A 5,530-nucleotide genomic window follows, 5' to 3' on the forward strand; every position below is an offset into this window, starting at 1 on the left:
TGGTGCCGGATGAGGGATTAAGCGCCCTACTCAGCAACCATTGGAAAACAAAGGTTTTTTCTGCGACCTCTGCTGCCGTTGTGGCACGCTGTTGTAGCAAATGGGCAGCTTGTGGCAATGGGAACGTATCGCCTTCGGCAGATCGCCATGGGGCCGCGCATTATATGAGGAAGCATGACGTTCACGGAGGCTGTCAGTCGATATATGACCGGCAAAGGATATCTAGAGGCAGCGAAGATGGTCTATACGAGCCCACATCGCGATTGCGAGGCTCGTGTGACAATGACGGTATTACCGTTGAACATGCTAGTCGGGTTCGCACTGGAACTTTTCTTCAAGGCCTGGTTGTTGGCGGCCGGTCGGCCCTCCAAGGAGGTTCGCGGCTATGGTCATCGGCTGACCGACCTTTATGGCGAAGTTCTAGACCAAGGCTTGCCGAACATAGATAAGCTAGATCAATTGGTTGAAGGGCTCGGCGCGGGACACGAGGATTATACGTTCCGGTACATTAATAACGGCGATGAGGTGAACCTGATAACTTGGGTGCAGGCGTTTCCCATTCTCGATGAACTGGACAGGATGGTTGACGCGGAGCTAGGCGCTAGCGCTTCAATCGGGCTGGCACCCGGCCATTAATGCGCCGTTGTGAGTGTCCCTTGGTGGCATCTCCCGCTAGGTACGACCATCGTAGCGAGGTCCAGCCATAACCTAACGTGAAGTAGCGTTCATTCCATAGCGGGGAGGGTGACGCGCGCATCGTCGATCGAGCGACCCGCCCAAAGTCTGTTTTGTACGGCCTCACCTATGGCGTCCAATTTTGCACCGCCTTCTCTCCTCAAGACCTCCCCTTTTTCAAAGCGATTTGGCCGAGGATTAGGGTGCTTCTCCTCGAACTCGCGCTCAAAGAACGCGGCGTCGAGTATGTCTCTAAGATGCGCAATATCCTCCTTCAACTTGGGCTGTATAAAAATTCCTTTCTTGATCAGGAAGTTGTTGAACTCTCCAAATGTTTTCCACACTCGATTGCGATCATGCCAAAAGCGCATTTTAAAATACCGCTGCCCTTTTTCGTCGCCTGTTCTCAACTCCTCTTTTTGCCAATCTGCCAACTCGCAATTGTCAATGAAGTCATTGGCTTGTGGCAGCGACATTCTATCAATATCGGGGTAGGACTGCATGGGCGAGGTAAATCCGACAACCTCCCCGTATGCGTCGTTCAGCTTTGCCCATATCTCAGGCAGCACCTCAAACTCTTGTTGATTGAGCTTGGCGGTCCGATCCATGAGAGCGTTTATTTCAAATTTTAGCCGTTCGAGTTCTCGCTGCTGGGCATGGCGATAGCTTTCCAAACGCTCATTAAATTTTGCTGTAAGCCACTTATCGCCGAGATAGCGGAACAATGCGTAAGCTGTCCCTGTGACTACTACTGTCGAAATGCCGAGCCATCCAGCTACGGCTAAGGCGTTTGTGAACATGGGTGAAAACAGCATCGAGATTGTTCTCGCATACATTGACAGCAAAGGGTGGGCAATCGACTACCGCTTCGCCAGCGTCAACAGGGCATCCTTGCCCATCGCAGTGGCGCACAACGCCGTTACCATCCCATCCGACATCGGAAACCCTGATAGAAGGCTGAGAATGAATGCTGTGCCCATTGCTATCGTGGGTGCCACAAGCATCGTCTGCACGCCTGCCTTGGAGCCATCAATAATCTGGGCCTTGTGCCTCTCGATTACTTCCAGAAGATGGGCGAGAGGCTTTCCCTGTTCGGCGTGTCGGATCAGTTCACCCAATGCCTGATGCAAGTCCTTCAACATTGTAAGGGCATCTTGTGTGGCGGGATCATTCAGGCGCTTTGCTTCAATTGCGTCAATTAGGTGCCCGACCGCATCGACCGCCAATGGCGCTACCTTAACAATCATTTGCGCGTGTTCAGCAGCCCCTATGCGTCCGGTCCATCTGGAGCTTTCAATCGTCTTTTCTGGTGCAACGGCGCTGCCGGCTTTCACCCAATCGCCGCCTATCGTAACTGGTTCGCCGCCGATCGTGATAGCTTCGCCGCCGATGGTTATGGGCTCTTCTTTGAAAGTGAACAGTTCCCCATTGACCGCCACCTGCCCATCTGGGGGATATAGACCAACTCGAAACAATGCGATGTTCTTGCTGAGTTCCGCGAGGTGAGCGGCTACGATCTGCTCTGTTGCCTTGTGCTCTGCGCTCGACCGATTTACCTCTTGTTGCGTGCTGTCTGCGATGGCGGCAGCTCGCTCAGCAGCCTCACGACCGAACGCTTCAACTTTCTCAATCGCAATTTCCCGAACGCCAAACCCTTCCACGCCCCCCTCTCCGCCAGCATAAGTCGCCGCTTGGAACGTGCCAGCCGCTGCAAGTCCAATGGCCGAGCCGATTAGGTCGACCGCTTTTCGAATTCGGGGTCCTGAGCGAAATAGTCCCTTGTTTCTGAAATCCACATCAAGCGCCGCAAGTTCGTTGTTCAGCCAGCGCCGCGCCCTTTCGATCCGCTGGTCAAGAACTACCTCAAGTTCGTCCATCGTCGGTCAGCCCCCATGTCAACAAGGCGCGCTGCATCCGCATTGACGCCTTGAACAAATTGAAACGATGTTGAAGAAAGTTGCAAGCTAACAGTAGGTTAGGCCGCACGTTGGAGGTTCCATTAAGGTGACTGCGATTTTGCTTGGGCGATACAGCGATCTAAGACCAATCGTCGATTGCAGGGTAATTGCCGCCGGAGGATTTACGACCACAAACGAGGGGGGGTATCCCTACGTTGCTTTGGTCGACACTGGATGCACGGAAGCAATGCTGACACAGGAGGTCGTGGCGGCGTTACGTTTAACTCCAGAGGGACATGGCCATAGCTTTACCGCAGGGGGCACCGTCTTTGCGCCGTACTACAAGATAGACTTTGCTTTCGATATGCAGATGTTTGATGGTCGTTTGCTGCGCTATAAGATAGAGAACACAAAGGCATTTGTTCTCCCAAGCAGCGATCATCATCAAATCGCTATCGGAATGGGCGTGCTTAAAGCTTTCACTTTGTCGTTTCCGCCCGACTTCAATGCATTTTTTCTGCGATATACCGGCCCAACCGCCTAGTTTGCTGTGCCTACACGAGAGGCAAGTGTTTAATTGCAGGGGAACGCCTTAACAAGCGCTTCTCTCACGATAACGGCAGGCGGTGAGCCCCATTTTTCGGGATGATCTTTAATGTATTTCCGTGCGATGGCGAGTGTCTGGATCGTAGCGGCATCCGAGTTTGGACGGCACGTTATCCGATTAAGTTGAAGCGTGTCGGCTGCCCCCAAGATATAGCTGGTGCACGTGTCAAGTTGCAGCCCGTTATCTACTCGGCACGCTTCTGCCAACATCCCACCAGTCACCGTGGAAAGGCTGACATACTTATCTGCCGGATGAGCCTGCGCTACAAGCGCAGCCAATAACCACATCATCCCCAACCCCCTACGACTTCATTTTGCCCCGCTTACGCGAGAAGGCCACTTCGACCAATAGCAACAGTTAACGCTCGTGGACGGGGTTCACTGAGCTAGGCAATTGCCCGCCTAGTAGCATACAGACATGGCAGGTGGCGGGGGGTTTTGAATGGCCGCCATAGGTGACAGGGGGAAGATTGTGTTCAAGTCCAAGACGGTGTTTGTCGTTGGCGCAGGGGCCAGTTGTGAAGCGGGACTGCCAAGCGGGGAGGACCTAAAAAAGAGTATCGCTGGGGTGCTCGACATTCGTTTCGACGAATGGGGTTCCGACCTCATTTCCGGTGATCGTAGGATTGTGGACGCGCTCCGAGAGGCGGCTCGCGATGCGGGCGACAATCGCGCGAATATAAACCCGTACCTTCACAAGGCTTGGCGTATTCGTGACGTCGTCCCGGCGGCTGCCATTTCCATTGACAACTTTCTTGATGCCCATCGAGGCGATGAAATACTGGAGCTTTGCGGAAAGCTCGGCATCGTTAAGAGCATTCTGGACGCTGAAAGGGGCAGTAAACTCAAAGGAAATAGACACGTTGGGGATACCTTTTCCCTCAGCTCTTTGGCCGGAAGCTGGTATCTCAGTTTCTTGAATATGCTTACCGAAAATGTAATAAAATCGGATATAGCATCAGTTTTTGACAATGTTACGATAGTAACGTTCAATTACGATCGTTGTATAGAGCATTTTTTGGTGCAGGCTTTGTCAGATTATTACGAGATTACAATCCAAGAAGCCGAAGCCATTGTATCTAAGCTGCCCATTTATCATCCGTATGGCGCGGTCGGAGCCTTGCCTTGGCAAGACAGGCAAAACTATACTGCCTTTGGTTCTGAGAGAGGCAACCTCCTGTCGATGGCACGGCAAATCAAAACATTTACGGAAGGCATGGATGACGATCAGATGCTTACGGAAATGCACAATGCTATCATCGATGCCGAGACCATTGTCTTTCTAGGATTTGCATTTCATCCAATTAACATGAAACTCCTTACCCCTCCCGTTGAGAGTGGAGTTAAGCGCGTGTTTGCTACAACCTTGGGTCTGTCGGAGGCAGATAAGACGGTCATTGCCGATGATGTTTGGAAAATGCTCGGTAAAGGACATTTTACTTACGCAGAAAAAATTGGAAGCGAGCCGGAGTTCGCTGACCTAAAATGCGGAGATTTTTTCAAGTACTACTTTAGAAGTATGAGTGCTCAGGCTGATTGAATTCGTGCATGTGCTCTATAGTGACAAAATCACGTGGCCGTTCCACTCCACAACCTCATTCCGGTATACTTACGCGAGACGGCAACTCCAACTAATCGTAAGCCGGATTGCCCCCATGGCCCCCCGGCCAGCACAACGCCTGCGCCGCATAATGCCTCACCATTGATCCTTTACATTTCAGACAACGAAGGTAGTTTGTAACGTCAGTTGAGAACAACGGGGGAACAAACTGCCATGACTGATTATGTCGCCTATGCTCGCGTCTCGACCGACAAGCAGGGCAAGAGCGGGTTAGGGCTGGAAGCTCAACAAGCAGCAATCCATGCTTTTCTTCGGGAAGGGGACAGGCTGCTTACGCCTACCTACGTCGAGATCGAGAGCGGCAAGGATGATGCTCGACCTGAATTGGCCAAGGCCCTCAACCGCTGCAAGCTGACAGGCGCTACGCTCTTGGTGGCCAAGCTGGACAGGCTCAGCCGCAATCTCGCTTTCATCGCCACGTTACAGGAAGCGGGGACGAAGTTTGTTGCCTGCGACATGCCGGAGGCGACCGAGATCACTATTCACATCATGGCTGCCATGGCTCAGCACGAGCGGAAGGCAATCAGCAGGCGCACGAAAGAGGCGCTTGCCGCTGCTAAGGCGAGAGGGACGAAGCTCGGTGGCTGGCGGGAGCGCAAGGACAAGCAGCCGCGAACGCCGGTCGATCATCGACTAGGGACCATCGCGCGCCAAGAGAAAGCCAGCGCGTTCTCCGGCCGCGTGGCAGAGGCGATTGCCGAGCTACAGGCTCGGGGCATTACCGGTCTGT

Annotated in this window: 7 protein-coding genes; 4 read left to right on the forward strand and 3 right to left on the reverse strand. The window is 53.0% G+C overall.

Going from position 1 to position 5,530, the window contains the following annotated elements:
• The first annotated feature begins 174 nt into the window (after positions 1-174).
• Positions 175-636, forward strand: coding sequence for a hypothetical protein (locus tag AC3WJD_RS21575; RefSeq protein ID WP_492748847.1), 462 nt, complete (start codon positions 175-177; stop codon positions 634-636).
• 89 nt (positions 637-725) lie between these two features.
• Here the strand turns inward: AC3WJD_RS21575 and AC3WJD_RS21580 are convergent, their stop codons facing one another.
• Together AC3WJD_RS21580 and AC3WJD_RS21585 are read right to left on the reverse strand one after the other, a co-directional pair.
• Entirely contained in the window at positions 726-1,490 is a 765-nt protein-coding gene (locus tag AC3WJD_RS21580) for a hypothetical protein (protein ID WP_492748851.1), read from the reverse strand.
• Positions 1,491-1,535: 45 nt separating this feature from the next.
• A complete protein-coding gene (locus tag AC3WJD_RS21585) occupies positions 1,536-2,552 on the reverse strand; it encodes a hypothetical protein (RefSeq protein ID WP_492748853.1) in 1,017 nt (338 codons plus the stop codon).
• A 127-nt stretch (positions 2,553-2,679) separates the two neighbouring features.
• Between AC3WJD_RS21585 and AC3WJD_RS21590 the strand changes: the two genes are divergently transcribed.
• Positions 2,680-3,117 carry an aspartyl protease family protein gene (locus AC3WJD_RS21590; RefSeq protein WP_492748855.1) on the forward strand — a complete coding sequence of 146 codons (438 nt, stop codon included), beginning with the start codon at positions 2,680-2,682 and terminating at the stop codon, positions 3,115-3,117.
• Positions 3,118-3,146: 29 nt separating this feature from the next.
• Here AC3WJD_RS21590 and AC3WJD_RS21595 read toward each other — a convergent pair whose 3' ends face one another.
• Complete coding sequence (locus AC3WJD_RS21595; protein ID WP_492748857.1) at positions 3,147-3,470, reverse strand: Rap1a/Tai family immunity protein; 324 nt, start codon at positions 3,468-3,470, stop codon at positions 3,147-3,149.
• Positions 3,471-3,651: 181 nt separating this feature from the next.
• Here AC3WJD_RS21595 and AC3WJD_RS21600 point away from each other — a divergent pair, with 181 nt between their 5' ends.
• Positions 3,652-4,719 carry a hypothetical protein gene (locus tag AC3WJD_RS21600; RefSeq protein WP_492748858.1) on the forward strand — a complete coding sequence of 356 codons (1,068 nt, stop codon included), beginning with the start codon at positions 3,652-3,654 and terminating at the stop codon, positions 4,717-4,719.
• Between the two features lie 234 nt (positions 4,720-4,953).
• The coding region (locus AC3WJD_RS21605; protein WP_492748860.1) for a recombinase family protein at positions 4,954-5,530 on the forward strand (577 nt) is incomplete at its 3' end.

The sequence above is a fragment of the Sphingobium sp. FW306-1B-F04DB genome (assembly GCF_058781925.1).

Excerpts from the sequence above, each read along its gene's own strand:
- AC3WJD_RS21575 (WP_492748847.1), top strand. The coding sequence starts at position 175 with ATGACGTTCACGGAGGCTGTCAGTCGATATATGACCGGCAAAGGATAT.
- AC3WJD_RS21580 (WP_492748851.1), bottom strand. The coding sequence starts at position 1,490 with ATGCTGTTTTCACCCATGTTCACAAACGCCTTAGCCGTAGCTGGATGG.
- AC3WJD_RS21585 (WP_492748853.1), bottom strand. The coding sequence starts at position 2,552 with ATGGACGAACTTGAGGTAGTTCTTGACCAGCGGATCGAAAGGGCGCGG.
- AC3WJD_RS21595 (WP_492748857.1), bottom strand. The coding sequence starts at position 3,470 with ATGATGTGGTTATTGGCTGCGCTTGTAGCGCAGGCTCATCCGGCAGAT.